Genomic DNA, 22,394 nt, shown 5'->3' with positions numbered 1-22,394 from the left:
TCAGCGAAGGGGCCGGGGGATGAGAGCCCGCAGTGATCCCGCAGGAGCAGCGGGACCGGACGCGCCCGCGCGTCCGCCGCTCGTCCGTGAGCTGCTGCTCGTGGCCGGGCTCTTCCTCGTCTACAAGGCGGGCCGGCAGCTGGCCGCGGGCCACACCGCCGAGGCCTTCCGCAACGCCCGCGACGTCTGGGGCTTCGAACGCGCGCTGCGACTGCCCGACGAGGGAGCCGTGCAGTCGCTGCTCCTGCACGGCGACACGCTGGTCCACGTGGCCAACGCCTACTACGCGGCGGTCCACTTCCCGGCCACCGTCGCCTTCCTGGTCTGGCTCTACCTGCGCCGGCCCGCACACTACGTCTGGGCCCGCCGGACACTGGCCGCCGTGACCGGTGCCGCGCTCGCGCTGCACCTCTTGTTCCCGCTCGCCCCGCCGAGGATGCTGACCGCCGCAGGGCTGGTCGACACGGCCCGGATGTACGGCCCCTCGGTGTACGGCCCGCCGAGCACCGACGAGCTGTCCAACCAGTTCGCGGCGATGCCCTCCCTGCACTTCGGCTGGGCGCTGATGCTGGCGGTCGGGCTGATCGTCGCGACCCGCTCCCGCCTGCGGTGGCTGTGGCTGCTGCATCCGCTGGTGACGCTGCTGGTGATCGTCGGTACCGCGAACCACTACTGGCTCGACGTGCTCGCCGCGGCGGCCCTGCTGGGTCTCGCCCTCGCCGTGCTGCGCCTGCCCCACCGGCCGCGGTGCACCCTTCACCGGCGCCCGGCCGCCCGGCGCCGCGCGGTGGCCCGGGAGCAGGAACTGGTCGGGGCGGGCCGGTGAACGCCGCCCTCGTCGCCGTCCTGCTGTCCCTGGTCTCCGCCTGCGCCTACGCCGGGGCGGCCGTCGCCCAGGAGCGGCTGGCGTCGCGCGGTAGCGGCGCGGGCACGTTGCGGCTGCTGGCCACCGGCGCCTGGTGGTGGTCGGTCGCGCTCAACGCCTCGGCCGCGCTGCTGCACGTGGTGGCCCTCAAGTACGGCCCCCTCACCGTGGTCCAGCCGCTCGGCGCGCTCACTCTGGTCGCGGCGGTGCCGCTCGGGGCGCGGCTGGCGGGCCGGCGGGTCAGTGCCGTGGAGTGGCGGGGCACCGGACTGACGCTGCTCGGGCTGGGCGCGCTGCTGCTCACCGCGTCCGGACCGGCCCCCGACGACGTGCTGAGCGTGCCCGAGGCGCTGGCGGTGTCCGGCGCGACGGCCGCGCTGATCGGGATGCTGTCGTGGCCCGGCGCCCGGCCGGGCCTGCGCCACGCGACGGCCTCGGGGATCGCCTCCGGGGTCGCCTCCGCCCTCACCCAGACGGTCACGGTCGCCGCCACGGACCAGACGGGACCGCTGCTCACCGCCCAGGTCGTCGGGGTGGCGGTGCTGGTGGCGGCGTTCGCCGGGGGCGGGCTGCTGCTGTCGCAGACGGCCTACCGGGGCGGCCTCGGCGCACCGCTCGCGGTGGTGACGCTGGCCAATCCGGTGGCCGCCGCGGTGATCGGGCTGTCGCTGCTCGGGGAGCAGCTGCGCGGCGGGCCGGGTGGCATCGCCCTCGCGCTGACCGGTGCTGCGCTGGCCGCCGGGGGCGTGGTGCAGCTGAGCCGGGCGGCGCCCGCGGGAAGCGCGGGCGCCCCTCCGGTGGCTGCCGCGCCCGCGCCGGAGCCGACAGGTACGGAACCGGGTACGGGACCGGAGGCGCGGGCGGCGGCGGGAGCGCTGGTGCCCCGGCAGCCCGGGCCGGGGCGCCTCACGCGGCTCTGAACGCGGGCCGCAGGTCTTCGTCCGTGTCAGTCCGTGACGATCGCCGGGTCGCTCACGCCGGGCCGTCCGTTCTCCACGTGTCCGGCGAAGCGCCGCAGGAACGCCGGGTCGGACTCCGAGGTGACGGTCAGGTCGTACCAGCGCCGGCTGCCCGCGAGGTCGACGGTGTGGCGGACGGTGGCTCCGGGGCGCACGGTGAAGGTCCTGCCGCGGCCGCCGTAGGCGTTCTCGACCCGGAGGCGGACCGTACGGGTGCCGTTGTTGACCAGGGTCAGCCGGAGGTCGCCACCGGAGTCCCGGGCGGTGGCCTCGGGCCCGGCGGCGGCCCCGGAGCCGGCCGCACGGGCACCGCGGAAGGTGCGCAGGAAACCGTTCGGGCCGTGCACGGTCAGGTCGTACGCGTCGTCCGAGTACGCCGCGTTCCAGGTGTCCGCGATGCTCTTGGCGGCCTCGGTGGTGTAGGTCCAGGGGCCGTCGGTGCGGTTGCCGGAGGTGACGAGGAAGGCGGCACCCGCCTTCGGGCCCGAGGCGAAGGTGAGCGTGAACGTCCCGGCGTCCGGGTCCGCGGCACCGTCCACGTGCGGGGCGTAGCGCAGGGGGCGCGCGGGGCGCAGTCCGCGTTCCTGACGGGGCATGCCGGGGTCCGCGGGCGGGGTGGGCCGGTAGTCGGGGTGGCGTTCGCGGTCCTGCGGCTCGTAGGCGTCGGTGTCCGGCAGGCGGGCCGGGCGGCTGTCCTTGCGCGAGAAGTCGAAGGCGCTGGTCAGGTCGCCGCAGATGGCGCGCCGCCAGGGTGAGATCTGGGGCTCGCGCACGCCGAAGCGGCGTTCCATGAAGCGGACGACCGAGGTGTGGTCGAGGGTCTCGGAGCAGACGTAGCCACCCTTGCTCCAGGGCGAGACGACCAGCATGGGCACGCGCGGGCCCAGCCCGTAGAAGCCCTCGCGGTGACTGCCGCTGCCTCCGAAGACGTCGAGGGAGACGTCCACGGTGGACCGGCCCTGCGCGGCGGACTTGGGCGGCAGCGGGGGCACCAGGTGGTCGAAGAACCCGTCGTTCTCGTCATAGGTGATGAACAGGGCGGTCTTCGCCCACACCGCCGGGTTGGAGGTGAGTGCGTCCAGGACCTGGGAGATGTACCAGGCCCCGTAGTTCGAGGGCCAGTTGGAGTGCTCGGAGAACGCCTCCGGGGAGGCTATCCAGGAGATCTGCGGCAACCGCCCCGCCCCGACGTCCGCGCGGAGCCGGTCGAAGTAGCCCTCGCCCCTCCTCGCGTCGGTGCCGGTGCGGGCCTTGTCGTACAGCGGGTCGCCGGGCTTCGCGTCGCGGTACTTGTTGAAGTACAGCAGGGAGTTGTCGCCGTAGTTGCCGCGGTAGGCGTCGTCGATCCAGCCCCAGCCGCCGGCCGCGTCCAGGCCGTCGCCGACGTCCTGGTAGATCTTCCAGGAGACCCCGGCCTCCTGGAGCCGCTCGGGGTACGTCGTCCAGTCGTAGCCGAGTTCGTCGTTGCCGAGGACCGGGCCGCCGCCGGCGCCGTCGTTGCCCGTGTGACCCGACCACAGGTAGTAGCGGTTGGGGTCGGTGGAGCCGATGAAGGAGCAGTGGTAGGCGTCGCAGACGGTGAAGGTGTCGGCGAGCGCGTAGTGGAAGGGGATGTCCTCGCGGGTCAGGTAGGCCATGGTGGTGGTGCCCTTGGCGGGCAGCCAGCGGTCGTACTTGCCGTTGTGGTAGGCGTCCTGGCCGTCGGGCCAGCCGTGCGGCAGGCCCTCCAGGAACTGCATGCCGAGGTCGTCGGCCTCGGGGTGGAACGGCAGCACCTCGGTGCCGTCGGCCGTGCGCTGGTGCCACACGGACCTGCCGTCGTCCAGGCGCACCGGGTGCGGGTCGCCGAAGCCGCGGACGCCGCGCAGCCTGCCGAAGTAGTGATCGAAGGAGCGGTTCTCCTGCATCAGGACGACGATGTGCTCGACGTCCTCGATCGTCCCCGAGCGGTGGTTCGCGGGCAGCGCCGCGGCCCGCTCGATGCTCGCGGACAGTGCACTGAACGCGGCGGTGGCACCCGCGAGTTGGAAGAACCTGCGCCGGTTGACTTCGGCCATGGGAGTGACGGACCTCTCGCCTTGGGGGACCAACCGGCCGGACGGTGCCGGATGATGACGTTGCCGGATGTTGACGGATTGCGCGCGCAAGGAGTGTTCCAGGAGCAGCGAACGAGAGGGAAGGGTCCGATGGCGCTGGTGTGAAAGTCACGGGTACGCGGGGTGTGCCGCACCTCCCACCCGGGGATGGTCGCGATCATGACAGGCATGCACACGGACGCACCGCCCGGCCGACGGCCCGTACGCCAGCTCCTCGCCGCCTCGGTGGGCAACGCCGTCGAGTGGTACGACTGGTTCTCTTATACGGGCGCGGGGACAGCATACGACGAGGCCCGGCACCAGCAATCTTGCAGGTCAGAACACACTCTTGCACGGTGGGCAATCTGCGTCTGCCGCAAAGTTTGACCACCTCTGACAGTCTCAATGCTGACCACTGGCTGACTTTCGTGACACCCCATCAGCTCGGGGTTCAGGCCGACCACTGGCTGAGCCCTCGCCACGAGTACAGGGCACAGCTCATGGGCAGCCAGCCGCTTCGCCCTGGAGACGCTGCTTCATGCGGCATTGGCCCACCGGTCGATCCGGTAGGCGAACACGACGAGCCGCTCGATCCGAACAAAACCCACAGCCTCCGCGGCTCACGACCTCAAAGGCCGTGAAGTCCAGCGTTCCAGTCATAGAAGAACTCGCCGCGAGCCGAGCCCGCTCCCGTCGATTTCCCATAGCCTGTTGGGCCTCCTCCTTCCTCCCGATCGATGACACCGAGGAGCGCCTCGCCTGCATCCACGTGACCCGGGCCCACCCTCGCTGGACTACTGCGGCTCGTCCTGGCTCGACGAGGCAACAGCCGATCAGCCCAGTCGCACCCCCTCCCACAAGGCCCGACCTGTGATGATCGCCCTGCCCAGCGGCTGAGAAGGCTCCATCACTGCAAGCAGCCAGGATGCCCCCTTCGCACGCCCCACGGATGATGCGGGACCGTCCCTTCCGGTAGGCGGCTGTTGCTCCCGTAAGAACAGGGCTTACTGGGAAGGCATCGGCTCGATATTCTTGATCAGTGGGAAATCAGCTGGCACCGAATGAATCCGAGGATCCCGTTACGAGCCGTGAGCAGGACGCGGTGCGTCTTCTGCTACTGATTCACGGGGCAGGCGAGCGGCCCAACGAACTGGACTTGGCGGACCCCAGCCTCACGGACGCGGTCGGGGTAGTCCGCACACAGGTAAGGCTGCAGAAGCTCGACTTCTGGTTGAGAAACCCTGACTATCTGGCTGACGAGCTGCTCACCGACTACGAGAGAAGCCGCGAACCGGGCCTGCTGGAATGGGCGGGCAAGATCCTGGACTCTGAAGAGCCGGAAGTACGCCGCTACCCGATGCTGCGACACCATTTTGGAGCCTACGAGCCTCTCGATGACGCGCTCGCAGTCCTGCGGAGCGCAGGTCTCCTGGTCCGAAAGCGCCGGGGGAACGTCAGCCGTGTGCGCCAGCACGACTACTACCTCATGCCCGCCGGTGCGCAGGTTGCCGCGCAGATCGTTCACGACGCGCCGGAATTCAGCTACTACGTCAAGCGGGTTGAACTCGTCGTAGCGCTGGCAGACGGCCTGGGCGGAACGGACTTGAAGAAGCGTCAGTACCTGCAGAGGGAGTACGCCGAGGCGGCTCGGGGATCGCGCATCGGTTCGGTGAGCACCCGAGCCAGAGCCCGGCTCTCCGAGTTACGAGCCCAAAGCTCAGACCACGGATGACGACGAGGCGGGGGAGCCATGAACGACGCCGAAGAAGACCTTGAGACAAGAATTGCGACGGCCGCGAAGGTGCCGGCGGAGAACGTCAGAGACGTCTTCGGTACCTACGGACTTCCGCTCACCCTCACGCCTGCCCGGCCACGAGGAATCCGGCTACACCGGCTCCGCATAGCCGGTGTGCGCATCGGAACACCGGAACCCGGCCCCTTCGACACCACTTTTCACTTCACGGGCGGACTGACTGCCCTAGTCGCCTCCAACCTGAAGGGTAAGACCAGCGTCCTCGAGCTGATCACCTGGTGTCTGCGTGGGACTCCACGGGACCTGCAGGCGGGCGTGCGCCAGTGGATCCGTGAACTCGACCTCGACGCCCTGGTGGCGGGACAGCCGGTAGGCTTCCGCCTGAACGTCACGGAGGGTGAGATCAATTCGGGGGTCTTGCTCACCGCGCCGGACATCAATGCCCTCGGCACGCTTCGTGAGCCAGACCCGGCCCACGAGGTGACCCCGATCCTCCGCGCGAGCAGCTCGGCCAGCTTCGCGGAGCAGGCCCAAGCCTTCATGCTCGACCGGCTCGACCTCCAGCCGCTACTCAATAGCGTCAAGCAGACCAGCACTCAAACCCATGGCTGGCCCTCGTACTACGGAGCCATCTACGTGCCGGCCGGCGGAGACAAAGTGCTGCTGGGGGACCAGACGATGGGTGGCCTGCCCGGCCGGCTACTCCAAGTGTTCTTGGACCTGCCAGCAGCTGCGACCCTGACCCGAGTCAAGACCGCCCACGACCTCAGGGATGCATCGGCCAAACGGCGACGCACCGATGCTGAGGGTGCGTTCCAGGCCCGCAAGGCAGAACGCGAAAAGGTGGAAGCCGACCTGGCGGTCGCACGTAGCCAGCTGACGGCCCTGCCATCCGTAGAACCGGGTGAGTCCCTCTCGGAACTGGCCGCGGAGGCTGCCCGGCTTGCACGCGAAGTGGCCGACGCCCAGGACACCTGGGAAGAGCTCATGCGCGTGCACCGCCGGGCCCGGCTTCAGAGGCAGCGCGAGGAGAAGATTCTCAACGACGTGACCGAAAGCGTCACGGCGCGGCTTCTGTTCCACGGCCTGGACCCTCAGGCCTGCCCGCGGTGCGACCAGTCCATCGCCGAGGACCGACGCATGCAAGAACGGAACAACCACGAATGCGCTGTCTGCGCCCGTCCGGTCACGGGCGAAGACCTGACCCCCGAAGAGGTCACATCCGAGGCGCAGCAACGGCTAGGTGATGCCCAAGAGGCGGAGACGACCGCACACGAAGCTCTGGAGGAAGCCGAGACAGCACTCGCTCGGCTCACTCAAGCCCTCGAGACCATCGAAGATCGGCTACGGCGGGCTCAGTCCGTGACGCAACTCCCGGAGCGCCTGGCAGCGCGGGAATCCGTGCTGCGGCTCGAAGGAGCCCTGTCGGTACTGCCTCCCATACCACCCGAGATCGCTGACGATCCCGTCGAAAGAACAACAATCAAGATCCTCAAGGCAGCCACTGAGGTCCTGAGCGCGGACAGCACAGTCGCGGCAGAGAGGCTCTTCCGGGACGTCAACGAGCAGATCGTCCAGCTCGGACGCCGCTTCGGCATCGACTCCTTGGAGAAGGTGGAGATCAATCGTGCTGCCCAGCTGAAGGTCGTCAAGGACGGAGGCGTCGCGGATTCCTTCAGTAAACAGAGCGCCGGCGAGCGGCTCCGCCTGCGCATCGCCGTGGTGATAGCCCTGCTCCGCGTCGGTGCCGCACATGGCATTTCAACTCACCCAGGCCTGCTGATGATCGACAGCCCTAAAGCCGAGGAGGTCCAGGACCTGGACGCGCACAAGCTGGTTCAGGAACTGGCCGCCCTGGCGCAGGAGGACAACCTTCAGGTCCTGATAACAACCGCGGACGCGGGGCTGGCTCATGACGTGCTACACGACGATCATGTCGTGGAAGCCCCCGAGGGCCGCCCATTGTGGTGAAGGCCCCATGCTGATGAACGGGAGAGAGGAGGGCACGATGCAGCTCGCTGAACGGTTGAGCGACCTGGCGGCTACGGGCCAAGAGATTAGTTTCCCCAGCGTTGCCCTCCCCCACGACCTCGTACTCGCCGAGATCGCGGATGTCGCTGCCGGCCCTCACGCCCCCCTCTTGGCCGAAGCGGTTTCTCATGCCTTCGAGCATGCAGAACAAAACTGGCATGCTGCAGCGTCCAAGTTCCCGGCCGGGTTTGCCAGGCAATACAGCTTCCTGCACACGACTGCGGCGCTCGAAACGCTGTTCAGCAGCCTCGAAACCACGAGGGCACTGGCCAAACCGCTCAACAGCGCTCTACTGGGGAATCTCGAAGAACTGGTGAGCTCCCAACCGCTGGTGGCCGCAGCGCGATTGGAGGGAGCGATCCGGCTGGCGGTGTCCAACGCAGTCAGCCCGCTCAAAGTGTGGGGTGCACTGGAAGACCTTGACGACTGCAACGCCCCTGAGGACTTCGTGGAAAGGCTCCCACGCATTATCGGACTGAGTCTGGATCGCTGGTCCAATGACGAGCAGGCAATCACCGAGACGCTTCGCGGTTTTCTGCGGCGGCTTGCCGACGTTGAAGCGAGCAACGTCGACGCCTTCGTGGAACTCGGTTACGACAACCTCCGGTCCGCCGTGACCTCACGGTCGCTGGCAGAAGCCAGCGGCCACCTCGAATCCGCCCGGTCATGGTTCAACGCAGCCGACGCGGCACAGGAAGCCCGCCATGACGCACAGTCTTACGCTGCAGTATGCGACGCGCTGCTTGCCTTTACAGCAAGGCAGCCCACGCAACTCGTTGAAGCGGCTGATCGCTTGGCAGCAGTTCTGGAACAACACCGTGCGTGGAACTGGGGCATGCATCAGCCAGCATGGCTGAAACCACAGATCGCGGCTGACGTGGCGTGGGAACGCCTAGTCCTTCAGCTGCGACGGGCAGCCGAATGCCTCCAGGACGATGTGTGGATGGCGCCGTGGGAGGCGTTGGATCACGTACTCAGCGCCTACCAGTCAGCCCGCACGGTCTGTCCCATCGGCTCACACGATGGTGACGGGGTAGCGGTGCTTGTTGAGCCTGCCATCGAGGAGTCATTTCTGCGGCAGCAAGCTCTCCTGGCGCAGCTACGCCGCGCTGTCGCAGAACCTGATCAGCATCCGGGCCGCAGTTTCGACCACAAGACGGCGTCTCAGTTGCTGCAACGCGTAGATCAGCAATTGACCTCCCGCCCGTCAGTCGCTCGGCGCGAGCATGGGACGGAAGCTACCGGCAACTCCGGTGAGGACGCAACAAGCGAGGCTGAAGCGGAACGGGCACACAGATTCGCCCCCACAGCCGTAAAGAAGTTTGGCCTCACCTTCACCACCGATCTCGCTGCAAAGATCACCGACGACGAGCTCAAGGCGATTGATGGACTGGCCTACGATGAGGACCTCGCCCGGCTTCGTCATTCCGATCCGGTCGTCGTGCCTCTACTCAACCGCCTCCTGGAAGAGCTGGACACATTCCCAGACTTCACGGGCGAGACTCGCAGGACCTTCAGCGTGCTTGTCGAGCAGACGCTGCTGTTCCTCAAGGCCGCTGCCGACCTCGATACCGCCACTGCGTTCGGCGAGGGCCGATACGACACGACGGGCAAGCGGATCAAGATCCGGGACTATCGTCGCCGGTTCGACAAGAAGGACGGCGATCTCGTACCGGTGGAGAGCGACTTGCAGCAACACTTCTACTACTGGCTCATCAGCGGCCAAATCAGCAGCCTCATCCAGGTAGAGCCGATCAACCGGGCAATAGGGCGAGCCGACGTGCTCGTTCACTTCGGTTCGCGCCAATACTTGACCGAGCTGAAGAAGAACGACACAAGCAACGAGCGGCCCTACCTAGAGGGGAAGTACTTGGCGCAAGCCGCCGAGTACAGCAACACGAACGTCCCGTTCGGTCAGCTGATCGTCCTCGACCTCACCGAGAAAATGAAACTGGGGTCGCTCCGGGTCGATGAGCTGGTGTGGGTGGCAAAACACCAACCTCCAGGCGCCCGAGCCGACCGCGCCGTGGTGGCAGGCGTCGTCACGGGCAATCGGTACACCCCGAGCGACTTCTCGTAGTACCCCTGAGTTTAGCGCGTCAGAAGTATCCACCGACTTCAACACCGAAGCTGCCGCTTCCTCGCCACCAAGTGGTTTGTAGCGTGCACTCGTCGATACGCTGATTGGACGGCCAGAGCGGAACCGTAGCCATCCGAAAGGGTGGTCCCCCCGCGAACGCCATAGGACCCCCTGCACCGGCCGGGTGTTGGCATGCACCGCAGCAGCGCAGCGCGAGGACGCCTGTTCCTGGGAGGCGTCCTCCGTACTTGTCAGCCAGCCGTCTGCTAGAGGCTCACCGCTTATTCATGGCCGTTACTCCAGAGGAGCCGCCCCCAAGGCCGACAGCAAGATTAGTGACTTAGCTTCCAGCCCAGGAGGTTGGAAGCGTGCCGTCTGGGATGTGGACTCCCTTGAGGGAGTAGTCAAGGGCAAAGGTTGCCCAATCGCGTGTGCGCCTACTCAAGGATGCATCGCGGACCATGAAGCGGAGGGCCGTCAACGTATCCGGCGTGCCGGTGAGGTCGACCATGAGAAGACTGGTGGCTGCCTTGTAACGATAGTTTTCTGCGACGTTGATGTCGAAGATCAGTTGGCGCAGCATTCGCCGTGCATCCACCAAGCCGCCTGCGACGGCTAGATCTCGGGTCGCCTGGAGAGCCAGGCCAGGCGCGATGAGGCTCTCGCGCACGAGCTGGAGCAGTACCTCTCCGGCAGAGTGGACCCCAGATCCGTCGTGTCGCATCAAGAAGTGGGCGGCGGCAGCACGCACTTGTGCCTCTTCGTCCCTTGAGCGGGCGATGCGGCTGAGTAGACGCGACGATCGAAGTTCGCTGATCCACCCCCACTTATGGAGCTCCGCAGCCATGGCGACGCGTTCCATCCCGGCTCGGCGGCGTATCTGTCGTTCCCATATCCCCTGAGCTGCGCGATGGAGATCCGGACCCCACTGGGACGTGCTCCGCAGGACCGTCAGCCGCTGGGCGTCAGAGTCTGTAGGCCCTGCGTAGAGCTTCTCGAGGTCGTGCGCCAAGCGACGACGGACTTCGGGCCCCAGGGCCGCGAGAAGGTTGAGGGCCGTTCGACGGGTGGCAGGCGGCACGGTGGCATCGTCCAGAGTGGAGAAGAGGAGCGTGGTCGCCAGCTGGCTCCCCCGGGGGTCGAGAGTGCGCAGGGTCTCGGCCAAGGCGACGCGTTCCACCGGTGATGCGAGGGTGGTCAGTTCTTGGATGACCGCATGCGCTTGGTCAGCTGCGTCTTCACAGCCCTCGCCACGCGGCAGAAGTTCGACTGCGGTGCGTCGTTGTTCAGGCGCGACGGACGAGTCCCATCCAAGATCTAGCAGGTGCTGGGTGGCCACATCGAAAGCTGAGTAGTCGATCAATAGCCGGCACAGTTCCAGAACGTCCTCGGGTTCGTGAGTTACTTCGATGACGTCTCGCACCAGTCGGATCAATGGCGATACGGCTTCGGGCAGTCGCCTAAGCATTCGCACTGCGGCGCACCACTGCGACAGGTCGCAGAGAGGGTCGCGCGCTTTGGAGGCGAGAAAGCGGATGGCGGCGGGGACGTACTTGCTGTCTAGTGCCAGCAGGGCTCGAACGACCCCGCTCGGGTCGGCAGATCTTGATCCAAGCAGATGAGTCGCGAACAATTCGCTCCCGATGGCACGGGCGGTCTGTGCGTAGGCGTTTGACAGCCAGAACTGCTTGCCGCGGAGCTGGGTACAGATCGCGTCAATCACGGGCTCGGCGATGACATGGTCGACAGGCCGCTGGGCGTTCTCAGCGGTGATACGCAGCAGATGCAGGGATGTTGTGGGGGCCGGGCCAAGGATCTGGCGTGCTAGCAGGGCGCAGGCCTTTTGAGAGCTGGACGATCCATGGATGAGTGACGCAGCAAGGGCATGGATCCGACCGGGCGTGGCTGAAGCGACGATCTCACCGACGCTGAGGGACGTATCCGTTCTACCCGGTAGATGCAACTCTGGGTGCGCACACAGCCAGCGGGCTACAGCGTCCCACTGCTGGTCGGTGACGTCGAGCCCTGACGGAGCGTCTTTCGTTCCTGGATCCTGATCCGAGTTTCGGGCTTCACCCCCAGGGGATGTCCTTAGCTTGGGGGGCACGAAGAAGACCGTCCCCAGGGCGGTGTAGATAGCCTGGGCCGTCGCTGCAGGATCGAGCGGGCCCGACTTGGGCAGCCCGAGGGCAGCCCGCGCCTGCGGGGGCAGGGTGTGTGCATGCGGGCCGCCTTCTTCACTGGACGGCTCAGCGGGTCCGTCCTCAAGCGACACCGTTTCGTAGGCTTCCAGGAGTGCGAACTCCTCCAGGCCAACCGGTGTGTAGTCGAGGGCTGGCAGGTCAGCAGGGCCGACAGGCCAGGGGGGCAGGTCCTGTCGGGGTACCAGCGTCGAACGGGTCCATGCGCCGGATCTGTGGACGTCGGTGCCGATACTGTGCACCAGATCGTTTGCGGTCAGGTTCGTCGCGTCGATCTCTTCGGCAAGTTTGGCCGCCCTGGTGCGGACGTCGGAGAGAACCCAGTCATGCTCGATTGAGATGCGCGCGAGGCCGGATCGTGCTGCGGAACGAGCCTCGGGGCCGAGGTCCATGAGCATCTCTGCCGCGCGCACTCGCTGCATGCCGGTGAGGGCGCGCTCGTCGACGATCGAAATCAACGCGCGCACCGCTTCATGCGTTTCGGCGCCTGCGCGCAGGAGCGCGCGGATGGCGGCATCACGGAGATCCAAGGGGTGACGTGAGGCGTCCAGTAGACCTATAAGGACCTCCACCACAGCGGCAGGAGCGAAGTGAATGGCGTCGAGTACCCGCACCAACTGGTTCGGCCCCGTGACCCTCGTCCGTGCGCTCCAGTAGCTGAGGGTCTCGGCCAGTACTTCGTGGTGGATCTCCGTGCTAGGCGCTCCCTCGAAGATCAGTCGGGCGCCGAGCTCACGGGCTTGGTCGTCGCCGGCGAGCAACCAGTCCAGCAAGTCTCCTGTGTCGGAGAGTAGTGCGCGGTGCAGCACCGTTTCGTGGTCTTGTCGTCCACCGGCCAGTGCGCCCCGGAGCGTGTGCCACCACTTGGGGTTATCTGCATCGAACCGGGCAGGGAGTCGCCGCGCAGCGCCTGCTGCCGCCAGATGCTCGGCGAAGCTGCGGTGCACGAAGGTGAGGCCGGTGCCGTCGTGAGCTACCAGTCCGGTCGAGGTCAGGACAGTAGCGACGACATCAGGCCAGTCGGTGGGCTGAGGGTAGGGCTGGGATCCCGCCTCTCGAAGCCATTGCAGTGCGACGGGCAGGATTTCCTCACCGTGCAACCAAGTCTGCGCGCAGTGTTCGAGCAGGTCGATCCGGCTAGTGATCAGGTGTTGCATGACCTGATCGGCTTCCGCCCAACCAGACAGCCGTGCCCGGAGATTGGCTGTCAGCTGTGCCAGTCGTGATTCGTACAGATGCGATACGAAGCGCTGGTAGAGAGCAAAGGCAGTCTGCGGCAGCGGCTGTCCGGATTGCTCCTCGAAAACGATGGCCGCGACAGTGGCAAGGAGTGGGATCGACACCACGTCCTCCAGCCGGGCCGTAGTGATCTGTGCGAGGAAGTCTTCGGCGCGGTCGGGTTGGTCGCGAAACCAGCGATGGACGAAGTCACGGCGCTGGCCGCGCTCGAACGGCTCGATCTCGCATCGGCCGAGGTCGTCGCGGGCCTCCCAACGAGCATGCTCGCGCGAAGGAAGCTGACGTGTAGTGAGCAGCAACCGGTGTTTGGATTCGAGGTCCATGAACCTGTGCAGTCGATCGGACAGTTCCGCACGTGCGGCCGTGTCTGCTACTTCGTCGAGGCCGTCGATAATGATCAGCCACTCCAGAGTGTCTGCGGGGCCCACGCATATGTCCGCGCCGATGTCGATATGGAGGCGGGTGGAGAGGGCAGCGCGTGCGGCAGCGGAGACCGCCGCACTGAGCTCTTCTTCGGGGCGATCAGCGAGATCCCGGGCTGACACACGGATCGGGACCAGCCGTGAAGTCTCCCCACCGCGTAGGCCCGGGACGCATACGAGTTCGGCTGCCAACTGCTGCGTGAGCGTGGACTTTCCAGTACCCGGCGGCCCGACGATCAGGACGTGCCGAAAGCGGGCGAGGAAGGCCTCCACGGTGTGGGGCGGTCGATCGTCCTCCTCGGCTTCGGCGGCCTCCTCCATCGTGTGCGAGCGGCCTTGCGCATTCTCGTCGGCGGAGAGCTGCTGACGCACGTAGACCTGGGTAAGGTCGTCACGATGCAGCCCTACGGACCGGTAGGGGAACGCCCCGGCTGCTTGCTGCTGAGTCTTCAGCAAAGCCCAGATGCCTGCACCGAGGCGGCTTCGGGTGGCCTGGGTGCCGAATAGCCGTTCGCGGAGCACGTCGCCGCGGATGCCGTAGCTTTGCCGGATGGGAACGGCCGTGGTCATGCTGTTGTATGGGACACGTTCGTGCGCGCTGACCATGAGGCCGACCACTGCGGCGCGTTGGCGGTGCCACAACGGGGTTCCGCTATAGCCTGGTTGGACCGCGAACCCGGTCGGCGGAGCTTCGAGGACCAACCACTCGCCTGCCGCCCCGTTGACGCCAAGACGCACAATGGTGCGCGGGTCTGCGTTGCCGCGCCAGGCCCACAATTCGTCGCCCAGGTCCGCTACCGCCAACGGGACCGGCCGCAGCTCGGCCGGAAGTGTTGTCACGGGCTGGAGTTCAGCGAAATCAGCCAGCCAGCGACCGTCGCGTCCGCGCACTGGCGGGGCCCCCGACTGGGAGAGGCTCGTGGCCGGCCACCATCGGCTGACCGTCGCTGTGACCTGGTCAGCCGGGGCCGCCGGAAACGACAAGGTTACCTCGGCCGGGCCCGGGGGCTCTGCGGTGAACTCGTCTCGGCCTACGGCTAAGTTGATGACATGAGCGCATGTCAAAAGGGTCGCGCGGGCGGGGTCCCCGCAGTGCGTATACACACCACCGCCGACCACCCGTCCGTCGCTCGCCAGCACGGTTACGAACGCACCCCAGAGCGGGTCGTCGGCTTCCATCACCAACGGACTCCCCGAGCGCGCATCAGTTCCGCGGCTCCCCGGCTGCTACGGCTGGCTCTGCAGACTGCGTCGCGCTGGCAGGGCTGGCGGATGCGCTCTGCGCTTGGGGGGTGTTCCACGTGGCGGTTACGGTGAAGCTGGCCTCGCCACCACTGACCACTGCCATCTTCAACCCCGCAGTGAGCTTCACACCGAACGCGATGGATAGCTCGTCCGGGGCATGCGGCATCTCCCGCGCTCGGGCATGGATACCCGACAAAATCGGCGCGAGCGGGGCGAAGGCGTCATGAAGCATCTGTCCCGACCGCTGGATTACACGGGTCCCCGCACCGACCGGCCCGACGGGCACATCATCTTCCCACTGACTGTCAGCGGGCCCATCCCGGTCGCTTCCGTCAACAGGCAAGATCTGGACCATGGCCGAAGTGCCATCCTCGAACTCAAAGTCCACAAACTGGGACACGGTCCCACCCCCGTACGTCAGTGAATCGATTGCCTGAATCGTCATGAGAATAGCGGCCACTTGCAGTGGCGCATGAACGGGGAGGCACCAATCCGGAGAGCACTGATGCCGTTCCTCGATGCGGCGTGGGGGTCTCTGAAGGCGAGTCCCCCTGATCAGATCGTTGCGGGCTTCGATTTTCCGAGGCAGTCCAGCCCTCGGGGCAGCACGCTACAAGTAGGGACCGTTCCCCGTACCCCAGGTAAGGCACAAGCGACCGTGCCGGTCGGATCCACAGACGAGGGAGCGTGCTCGCGGACGCGTGGAGACTGCTTGTTCGTCGCCGCCGCGGCCGAAAGGGTCGGGGTCATCCCCGCACCCACGGGACTTCGGTGATTCCGGTGCGCTGGAAGCTCAATCACCGAAGTCGGGGCTCCCGGAGCCTGCGCAACGCAAGACTGCTTGGCCGGCCCGTGCGGGCTCCCCACCCCGGAGTCAGTTCAGCACGTCCTCGACGAGGCACCCAAGGTTTGTATCCACCCAACCGCAGCATCGGCGCTGCGCCGAATGTGAAGCGGACCCGCCACAGCTGGACGGCGCGAGCACGGATCAGTAACCGCCGATGCTTCGCCGAGGCAACTGTGCCGATCTCATTACGGGCTTTCCTGGAGGAAACGAATGATCCGCGCCCACGACAGCGAAGCGAGGCCATGCGATGTGGCAGCGATTACGAACTGACGGACTGCTCGATCTGCACTTGCTGCGACCGCCCGGACACTCAAGAACGACCACCCTCTCCTCCGCCAGCGTCGCAGTACCGGTGGCCCCGTCCTCGCGAACCGGTCAAATACCTCGCCAACCGCATCACCTCCTCCGGCTTGTGCGCGAGCGCCCGAACCGTCGCTGTTGCCGCCTCCTTGGGAGGAATACAGGCCCCCTCGACTCGATTGATCACGTACGAAGGTCAGGTACGTCGGGGGGAATGAGATGAGCAACCTGAAGGTCTTCAAGGTCAGAGGCCAGCACGTCACCGAAGTACCCGGGGAGACCGTCAGCATGGAGGTCGAGCTGCAGAGGCTCGTCGAGGCCAACATGGAGACGATGCTCGGGATCTGGTTCCTGGCCACTGAGTACCGTACTGGGCGCCATGGCGGCCGGATCGATTCACTTGGTCTAGATGAGAACGGCACGCCGGTCATCGTGGAGTACAAGCGAACCCGGGACGAAGCGATCGTCGTCCAAGCCCTCTCCTATCTGTGCTGGCTCCAGGACCACCACTACGAGTTCGAGAACCTGGTACGAGACAAGCTCGGCAACGAAGCCGCCGACACAGTCGACTGGAGTGCTCCACGAATCGTGTGCGTCGCCGGCGCCTTCACGCATCACGAGATGGTGGCAGTCGAGATGATCCCGCACCGGATCGATCTCGTGACGTACCGGGTCTTCGGCGATGCAGTGGCGCTGCAGCTCGTCTCGGCTGCTGGAGGCGCCCGGCTCACGACGCGCAGCAAGAGCACGTCGCCAGTACGAGCGGCTTCAGCGGCATCGAAGTCGGTCCAGCAGTTTCTCGACGAATCGCCCACAGCGTTGCGCGAGCTGTACGCCGATCTCGATGAGCTCTTGCTGTCGCATCGCGACGTGCAGATGGAGCCGCAGATGCACTACTTCGCATACCGGCGCTTCAAGAACATCGCCACGGTACGTATCCAGCCTCGGCGAGGCGCGCTTGTAGTTAGCCTGCGCCTCGATCCCAGCACCGTGGCTCTGCAGGAAGGCTTCACCCGGGACTTGAAGGGGCGCGGAAACCTCGGGCTGCAAGGAAAGCACGTTGTCGAGGTTCGGATCACCACTCGGCAGGATCTCGACCGCGCCGCTGACCTCATTCGATGCAGCGTCGATGCCGCGTAACTCGACTACAAGGATGGGCTGTTGCTCCAGCCAGACGGTGGAGCAACAGCCCATCTCGTGCTTCGCCCCCCATGCATGGTTCGTCTCGTTCTCACTTCTCGGGCCCAGCAAGTTCGAAGGCGTCCTGGGTCAGTGCATCGCGCAGCCGCTGCTCGGCGATGTCGGCGTAGTGGCCGGACAGCTCGACGCCGATGAACTGTCGGCCCTCGATCAGGGCGGCGACGCCGGTGGTTCCGGAGCCGGCAAACGGGTCAAGGACAGTGCCGCCGGGCGGGCAGATCTTCACCAGTTCCCGCATGACCTCGACGGGCTTCTGGGTGATATGGACACGGCCCTTTCGGGGCTGGCTCGCCGTGTAGAGGCCGGGTAGATAGACAGGATTGCGGCTGGCGTCGACCGGCCCCTTGGTGCCCCAGACGATGTACTCACAGGACTGCTTCAGGCGGCCCTTCTGCGGGCGGGAGACCGGCTTGTGCCACGAGGCGATGCCTCGCCATGTCCATCCAGCGGCCTGCAACGCATCCGTGGTGGTGGGCAGTTGCCGCCAGTCGGTGAAGACGAGGGCGGTGCCGGACTCGACGGTGGCCCGGTAGGACTCAGTGAGCAGGAGGGTGAGCCAGAACCCGTAGGAGCGCTGGTCCCGGTTTTCGCCGGGGAAGTTGGCGAGGTCGTGGTCGGCGTCGGCGGAGGTGTATTTGGCGCGGGCGCTGCGGCCGGTGCGTTCGCCGCTGGTACGGCCTCCGCTGTTGTAGGGCGGGTCGGTGATGACGGCGTCGACGCTGTTGTCGGGAATGCCGGCGAGGGACGTGAGCGCGTCGCCTCGATGCAGGGTGTATGACATTGCGCGGTTCTCTCTGTTCGCAGGGGCCGTACGCGACCGATATTCATCCGCGGCCGCGCGGGACCGCCCATGTCGCACATAGAGGTGCGAATAGATCTACCGGGCGGGGACCAGCGGGAGATTAACCGCGCGATCCGGCCGTACCTAACTACTACTGTCCCCACTCACGAAGAACTGCTCCCTCAATTTGGATGCGTTTGGTGCGGACGGAATTCGTTCATACAGTCTCGCCATGTTCGACGGACGCGGCTGCGCTGCAACCCAGTTGAACTGTGCCGATGTGTCCCGCAAGACGCAGCGGGCGTCCTTGCAGCGCCTCGAAATCAAGCACGATTGGCGGGGAGTTGATTGTCATGTGGTCTCTGAGATTAAGAGGGCGGCTGGCTGCCGTTCTTCCCCTGGGATGGTTCGGGCGCGCGGGATCTGGCCGATCCCGCGCGTCTGTGACCCCCGCCCCGATTCTCGGACTTGCATTGTTCTGACCGGCTCGGTCTGGGTGGCCTTCGACGAGAACGCCCGCACTGCGCCGCCTACGAGTTAGGAGTTGCTGATGCAGCATGTCCCCGCGCAGTTGTCTCCGGCATTGTCCTTTTCAGCTTGCGCCCCACCCCCGGGGCCTCAGCCGTGAAGACGGCCCCTGTCATAGTCGGCGCCGTGGCGCTCGCTCCACTCCTGCTGGTCGCGCCGCTGGGCATAGCGCTCGCGGGCGCCGAGTCCTCGCAGGCTGCCACTTGTTCACCGGGCGACGCGCAGGGGGTGAACCCTGCAGCCGTGGCCAAGCAGGTGAATTCGGCCCTTGCGGGACACGGACGGGATTCGGTTTCGGTCCCAGGGCTCGACGATCCCGCCGAGCAGATCCCAAGCGCCAAAACCATCCTGGCCACTGCGGCTGCCATGAAGATTCCGCCTGGGGGGCAGGTGATCGCGCTCGCAACGTCTCTGCAGGAATCGGGACTTCGCAACCTCGACTACGGGGATCGAGATTCCCTCGGCCTGTTCCAGCAGCGTCCCAGCAAGGGCTGGGGAACGGCAGCACAAGTACGCGACCCAGTCCATGCCTCGACGAAGTTCTACGAGGCCCTGCTCAAGGTTCCGGGGTGGCAGTCCATGACGGTCACGCAAGCCGCGCAGGCGGTGCAGCAGAGCGGGTTCTCCGAGGCGTACGCCAAGTGGGAGCCACTGGCGAGGGCCCTGCAGCAGGCCATCGCCTCGTCGCTGTCGACACCATCGAGTTCCGGTTCCGCAAGGACCGCAGGCGCGGACACGGCGGGCGCCCCTGCGGAGGCGCTGTCCGCCGAGTCTGCCAAGTGCGGCACCGGTGACGACGGGACCAAGTTCGGTGCCATCCCGGCCGGGTCTGTACCCGAGGGCTACAAGATCCCGGCCGTTGCCCCGAAGTCGGTGCGCACGGCCATCCGTTGGGGTCTGGGACAGCTGGGCACGTCGTACCAGTGGGGCGGCCAGTGCAGTGATCCGCGCGGCCAGGACCCGATGGGGCGCTGTGACTGCTCGTCCCTGATGCAGGCGTCGTACAAGGCGGGTGGCATCTCGCTCTCGCGGACCACGTACACGCAGGTCAAGGAGGGCAAGGAGGTCAGCGTGGATGCCCTCGAGCCCGGTGACCTGCTCTTCACCGAGGGGACGGCCGAAGTGCCGGAGCACGTCGGCATGTTCATCGGTGACGGCCTGGTGCTGCAAGCCCCGCACACCGGCGACGTGCTCAAGATTTCGGCCCTGGCCGACTGGCGCCCGGACGTGCTGGCTGCCCGCCGGATCGTCTGACCAGCGCCCCTCCCTCTCCTCTCCACCACTTCCGGGCCTTCGCGTGCCCGCGCCCAACATCTGACCCTGGAGTCCCAGTGAAGCTCATGCAGCACGCCCAGATCCTGGCCTACAACCCCGGCGTCACTCCGAGCGAGGGAGGCCTGCCCGGCCTCGACGTCCTGAAGAAGGTCATCAGCAGCATCAACCTGTTCGGCATCATCGCCGTGGTCGGCGCCCTCGCGATCTCCGCGATCGTATGGGCCTGGGGTCACCACAGCGGCGGTCACCAGGCCGAGGCCACCGGCAAGAAGGGCACCGTGGTGGCCGCCGGATGCGCGCTGCTGCTGGGCGCCGCCAACGGCATCGTCGCCTTCTTCTCGGCGATGGGGACGCAGGTCCACTGATGCCGAAGAAGCTTCCCGCGTCCGCTGGTGAGCGGCTCTGGCGGGGACCGTCGTCGGTGGGCCGTCGCGCGGCCATCGGGGGTGCCGTGCTCGCAGTGCTGCTGGCCGTCGCCGGCCTGGCCGCCTACCTGACCCGCGCCGAATCTCCGTCCGCGCCAAAGGCGGCGCCGCGCCCATCGTCCGCATCAGCCAGCGCGTCGTCCCCCAAGCCGGATTCCGGTTCGGCGGTGACCGAGCCGCCGCGGACACGCGATCCGGTGACCTTCGCCAAGGCCGCCACCAGGGCCCTGTGGAGCTACGACACCCGCACCTACTCCCATGCTCAGCAACTCGCCGCTCTCAAGCGGTGGATGACCGACGAGGACAAGGTCGCCGACTGGAGGTCGGTCGCCGCGCAGGTGCCCAGCCCGGTGCTGTGGTCGCGGATGCACGACAACCGCCAGCACGCCGACGCCTCCATCGGCGAGGGCCACTTTCCGCAGGCCTTCAAGAGTGCCCTGCGCCAGGACCCCGGCGCGATCACCGACGCGTACGTCTACGCCGTCACGGTCTCCGGCAAGCAGTCCATCACCTGGAAGGGCGCCGGCGCCGGAGCCGAGTCCCGCTCCACCACCCTCGCCGTCCAGTGCCGCCCGCACCACGACTGCGCGCTGGTCGGGACCCTGCCGAACACCTCGCCGTGATCACGGCCCTCAACTCCGAAAAGGAGGTGCCCTCATGGGGGCGTGTGACCTTCCCCTGATGAACACGGTGTGCGACACCGTGGGCGGTGTCGCCGGCGCCACGGGCGAGGCCGTCACGGACGGCATCGGCGCCTGGATCGCCAAGTCGATGGGCGAAATGGCCCAGGCTGCTGCGGACTTGGCGACCAAGGCCGTGGACCAGACCACGGCCATCGACCTGAATGCCGAATGGTTCCGGCACAACTACGAACTGCTGTTGCCCATCGGGCTCGTGCTGTCCGTGGGCACGTTCTGCCTGCAGCTCACCCGGGCTGCCTGGCGCCGCGACGAGCGTGCGCTCGCCCAGGCCGTCTACGGCACCGTGGTCGGCGTCCTGTTCGCGTTCGCCGCTATCGCTTGCACCACCGTGTTGATCACCGTGGTCGACGCGCTCAGCGCGGGCCTGTTCCAGGCCGCGAACACCTCGGCCGTTGAAGCGGTGCGCCGCATCATCAGGGTCAATGAGTTGGGTGCGATGTTCGGGCTGGGCTGGGGAACTCCCGCTTTCATCGCACTCAGCTGCGCCGTGGGGGCGTTCATGTACTGGGCGGTCATGATCGCCCGCAAGGTCGGCGTCCTGGTCCTCGTCTCGCTCGCGGTGTTCGCCGGGGCGGGCGGCGGCTGGGAGGTCGCCCGCCGTTGGCGGCGCGGTTGGATCGAGGCCACCAGCACGCTGATCGTCTCCAAGCTGCTGATGACCATCGTGTTCCTGCTCGGTGTGTCCGCCGTGGGCAAGACGCACGCCAGCGACGGGCTCGGCGCCCTCTCCGATGCGCTCGCGGGCATGGTCGTCATGGTGCTCGTGCTGCTGTGCCCGTACGCCACGTACAAGTTCGTGCACTGGGCGGCCGACGGCGGCGGCCACGACGACCTGCACCGCACCGGGGTGGCGGGTGTGGCGGTCGCGGCGGGCGCGGCGAAGACGGCGGGCCAGCTCGCCATGCAGGCCGGCACGGGGGCGCCCGCACCGCAGGGGCCGACGAATGTGCCGGGCCAAGGGGCGGGCGGGGCGGACCCCGGGATCGACCCGACCGGTGGCTCGAGTGGTGGCTCGAGCGGCGACGCCCAGCCGAAGCAGACCCACTTCCGTTTCGGTGAGGACTCGAACGCCACCGGCGACAAGGGCCAGGCCCTGATACGCCGCCCCCAGACCGACGGCGACCGCGGTGTCCCCCTCATCCAACGCCCCGGCCAGGCAGCCGCAGGCACAGCCCCGGCCGCCTCCGCCCCCACTCCCCCGCGTGCGTCCGTCGCTCCATCCCGGGTCCTGCACGAGGACCCGCCAGCGCCACGGTCCAGCGGGCCCGCGCCGCAGGGAGACGCCACACCGCAGAGCTGGGTCTACCCCTCGCCCCCGAATGGACCTGGCTCCTAGCCCGCAGTGGACGTGGGGGCCCCCCCCCCCGCCCCCCCCCGCCCCCCCCCCCGCGCCGCCCCCCCCCCCCCCGCCCCCCCCCCGCCCCCCGCGGGGTGCCGCGCCCCCCACCCCCAGCGGGCAGACGCGCC

Annotated in this window: 14 protein-coding genes and 1 pseudogene; 11 read left to right on the top strand and 4 right to left on the bottom strand. The window is 67.1% G+C overall.

Features of this window, described 5'->3' with window-relative positions; genetic code table 11:
- Positions 1–19 precede the first annotated feature (19 nt).
- Both HZS56_RS19200 and HZS56_RS19195 read left to right on the top strand, forming a co-directional pair.
- Positions 20–826, top strand: a complete 807-nt coding sequence (locus tag HZS56_RS19200; RefSeq protein ID WP_216721942.1) for a phosphatase PAP2 family protein — start codon at positions 20–22, stop codon at positions 824–826.
- Positions 823–1,785, top strand: a complete 963-nt coding sequence (locus HZS56_RS19195) for a DMT family protein (RefSeq protein ID WP_216721941.1) — start codon at positions 823–825, stop codon at positions 1,783–1,785. Before HZS56_RS19200 ends, HZS56_RS19195 begins: the two co-directional genes overlap by 4 nt.
- 26 nt (positions 1,786–1,811) lie before the next feature.
- On the opposite strand, the gene HZS56_RS19190 is transcribed toward HZS56_RS19195, so the two are convergent.
- Positions 1,812–3,881 carry a phosphocholine-specific phospholipase C gene (locus HZS56_RS19190; protein ID WP_216721940.1) on the bottom strand — a complete coding sequence of 690 codons (2,070 nt, stop codon included), beginning with the start codon at positions 3,879–3,881 and terminating at the stop codon, positions 1,812–1,814.
- A gap of 186 nt (positions 3,882–4,067) precedes the next feature.
- Between HZS56_RS19190 and HZS56_RS39095 the strand changes: the two are divergent.
- The 4 genes and pseudogenes from HZS56_RS39095 to HZS56_RS19175 form a co-directional block, all read left to right on the top strand.
- Positions 4,068–4,199 (top strand): annotated as a pseudogene (locus tag HZS56_RS39095) (MFS transporter); the annotation flags it as partial.
- A gap of 739 nt (positions 4,200–4,938) precedes the next feature.
- A complete protein-coding gene (locus HZS56_RS19185; protein WP_216721939.1) occupies positions 4,939–5,631 on the top strand; it encodes a hypothetical protein in 693 nt (230 codons plus the stop codon).
- 18 nt (positions 5,632–5,649) lie between these two features.
- A complete protein-coding gene (locus HZS56_RS19180; RefSeq protein WP_216721938.1) occupies positions 5,650–7,623 on the top strand; it encodes a hypothetical protein in 1,974 nt (657 codons plus the stop codon).
- A gap of 37 nt (positions 7,624–7,660) precedes the next feature.
- The gene (locus HZS56_RS19175) at positions 7,661–9,763 is read left to right on the top strand and encodes a hypothetical protein (protein WP_216721937.1); all 2,103 of its coding nucleotides are present in this window, start codon (positions 7,661–7,663) and stop codon (positions 9,761–9,763) included.
- Positions 9,764–10,103: 340 nt separating this feature from the next.
- Here HZS56_RS19175 and HZS56_RS19170 read toward each other — a convergent pair whose 3' ends face one another.
- Both HZS56_RS19170 and HZS56_RS19165 read right to left on the bottom strand, forming a co-directional pair.
- The gene (locus HZS56_RS19170; RefSeq protein WP_216721936.1) at positions 10,104–14,804 is read right to left on the bottom strand and encodes an NACHT domain-containing protein; all 4,701 of its coding nucleotides are present in this window, start codon (positions 14,802–14,804) and stop codon (positions 10,104–10,106) included.
- Between the two features lie 25 nt (positions 14,805–14,829).
- A complete protein-coding gene (locus HZS56_RS19165) occupies positions 14,830–15,315 on the bottom strand; it encodes a CU044_2847 family protein (RefSeq protein WP_216721935.1) in 486 nt (161 codons plus the stop codon).
- A 921-nt stretch (positions 15,316–16,236) separates the two neighbouring features.
- Between HZS56_RS19165 and HZS56_RS19160 the strand changes: the two genes are divergently transcribed.
- Positions 16,237–17,157 carry a DUF5655 domain-containing protein gene (locus HZS56_RS19160; protein ID WP_216721934.1) on the top strand — a complete coding sequence of 307 codons (921 nt, stop codon included), beginning with the start codon at positions 16,237–16,239 and terminating at the stop codon, positions 17,155–17,157.
- Between the two features lie 91 nt (positions 17,158–17,248).
- On the opposite strand, the gene HZS56_RS19155 is transcribed toward HZS56_RS19160, so the two are convergent.
- Positions 17,249–17,998: a DNA-methyltransferase gene (locus HZS56_RS19155; RefSeq protein WP_216721933.1), complete on the bottom strand. Its 750-nt coding sequence runs from the start codon at positions 17,996–17,998 to the stop codon at positions 17,249–17,251.
- Between the two features lie 624 nt (positions 17,999–18,622).
- Here HZS56_RS19155 and HZS56_RS19150 point away from each other — a divergent pair.
- From HZS56_RS19150 to HZS56_RS19135, 4 genes are all read left to right on the top strand, one after another.
- A complete protein-coding gene (locus HZS56_RS19150) occupies positions 18,623–19,780 on the top strand; it encodes a C40 family peptidase (RefSeq protein ID WP_216721932.1) in 1,158 nt (385 codons plus the stop codon).
- An 86-nt stretch (positions 19,781–19,866) separates the two neighbouring features.
- Positions 19,867–20,166: a DUF6112 family protein gene (locus tag HZS56_RS19145; RefSeq protein WP_216721970.1), complete on the top strand. Its 300-nt coding sequence runs from the start codon at positions 19,867–19,869 to the stop codon at positions 20,164–20,166.
- Positions 20,166–20,849 carry a hypothetical protein gene (locus HZS56_RS19140; protein ID WP_216721931.1) on the top strand — a complete coding sequence of 228 codons (684 nt, stop codon included), beginning with the start codon at positions 20,166–20,168 and terminating at the stop codon, positions 20,847–20,849. The genes HZS56_RS19145 and HZS56_RS19140 overlap by 1 nt, the downstream gene beginning before the upstream one ends.
- Before the next feature lie 34 nt (positions 20,850–20,883).
- A complete protein-coding gene (locus HZS56_RS19135; RefSeq protein WP_216721930.1) occupies positions 20,884–22,263 on the top strand; it encodes an SCO6881 family protein in 1,380 nt (459 codons plus the stop codon).
- The last annotated feature ends 131 nt before the right edge of the window (positions 22,264–22,394 follow it).

Origin of the sequence: Streptomyces mayonensis (genome assembly GCF_018982965.1) — a bacterium.
Classification (GTDB): domain Bacteria; phylum Actinomycetota; class Actinomycetes; order Streptomycetales; family Streptomycetaceae; genus Streptomyces; species Streptomyces mayonensis.
The sequence above is the reverse complement of the archived record's forward strand: the minus strand, read 5'-3'. Positions and strand labels throughout refer to the sequence as shown.